Genomic DNA, 1,668 nt, shown 5'->3' with positions numbered 1-1,668 from the left:
CCATGCCGAACTCAGTAGTGAAACGCCGTAGCGCCGATGGTAGTGTGGGGTCTCCCCATGTGAGAGTAGGGAACTGCCAGACATTAAATTAGCCGAGAAGCCACCCATTGGGTGGCTTTTTTGCGTTTGGGGACTTAAAAAATAGGTGATAAAAGGCAAGATAGTCATCCTTTGAAGCGTGATTATCGCAACAGCCCCCTTCAGATCTCACTAATTTCGTTGTTCTTACTCTCTGGATGCCTGTATTTAAAGGCCACTATGCAAAAACTACCACCCGAAAATCATTATTCAAGAAATCATGAGTCTTAAAATCCTCTCTACTTCAGATCAAAAAAGTCTAAGCCATTTTAGCTATTAAGCTGTAATAAAAAGTCTGAATATCATTAAGTTACTAGTTTGCTAGACTTTTAATATTCCTAATACACCAACCATCGCTTGAAATTATTTCAACTTGCTTCGAAACGCTCGACAAGTAGAGTCACATTGGTTAGATTGTTTAGCATTCTAGAAGTCTAAACGTACAAAGTATATTTAAGGGGATGAACCATGCCAATTCGCCTGCCTGATGAGCTACCAGCAGTTAATTTCTTGCGTGAAGAAAATGTTTTTGTCATGACCACGACAAGAGCCAGCCTTCAGGAGATCCGTCCCTTGAAAGTACTGATACTGAACCTAATGCCGAAAAAAATTGAAACTGAAAACCAATTTTTACGGTTACTATCAAACACGCCATTGCAAGTCGATATCCAGCTTCTACGCATTGATCAGCGAGAATCTAAGAATACGCCAACTGAACACTTGAACAATTTTTACTGTGATTTTGAAGATATTAAACACCAAAATTTTGATGGATTAATTGTAACAGGTGCTCCGCTCGGCTTAGTTGAATTTGCTGACGTGTGTTATTGGGAACAAATAGAGCGGGTCATTGCATGGGCAAAAGAGCATGTGACTTCAACATTATTTGTTTGCTGGGCGGTTCAAGCTGCACTTAACGTATTGTATGATTTACCTAAATTAACCCGCAAAGAGAAACTCTCTGGCGTATATTCACACGAAACATTAGAGCCTTATGCGTTATTAACTCGCGGGTTTGATGCTTCTTTTTATGCGCCGCATTCCCGTTATGCCGATTTCCCTGAAGACTATATTCGTCAGAACACAGACCTTGATATTTTAGCCAGCTCACCGGAAGCGGGAGCGTACTTATTTGCATCAAAAGATAAGCGTTTGGCCTTTGTCACGGGGCATCCTGAGTATGATGCGGAAACATTATCTCAAGAATATTGGCGTGATGTGGATGCCGGGATCACACCTGAATTACCGTGTAATTATTTCAAAAATGATGATCCGAATAATTCGCCGGAAGTTCGTTGGCGTAGTCATGGTCACTTGTTATTCTCCAATTGGCTGAATTATTATGTGTATCAGATCACACCATTCGATCTTACTCATATGGAACCAACATTAGATTAAAAAACTCACTTAATGCCAGCTAACTGGTCATATCTCAGAATATAAGGCTGAGTAATCAAAATTATTTAGCCTTTAAATCAAAATTCCTCCCATTTTTTAGATGAATAAAAAATCAATTTTTGTCTGCTCACTCATTTTCTTTGTTTGAAAGAAAATTTCAACTTATACATAACTTCATGATTTAACTTATAT

General features: G+C 39.0%; 1 protein-coding gene and 1 rRNA gene. Both read left to right on the top strand.

Going from position 1 to position 1,668, the window contains the following annotated elements; genetic code table 11:
* A 5S ribosomal RNA gene (gene rrf / locus JK188_RS18130) occupies nt 1–82 on the top strand; the annotation flags it as partial.
* Between the two features lie 464 nt (nt 83–546).
* The gene (gene metA, locus JK188_RS17300; RefSeq protein WP_036955456.1) at nt 547–1,476 is read left to right on the top strand and encodes a homoserine O-acetyltransferase MetA; all 930 of its coding nucleotides are present in this window, start codon (nt 547–549) and stop codon (nt 1,474–1,476) included.
* Nucleotides 1,477–1,668: the final 192 nt, after the last annotated feature.

The sequence above is a fragment of the Providencia sp. JGM181 genome (genome assembly GCF_018257375.1).
GTDB classification, from domain to species: domain Bacteria; phylum Pseudomonadota; class Gammaproteobacteria; order Enterobacterales; family Enterobacteriaceae; genus Providencia; species Providencia lanzhouensis.
This window is presented reverse-complemented; position numbering and strand designations above follow the sequence as displayed.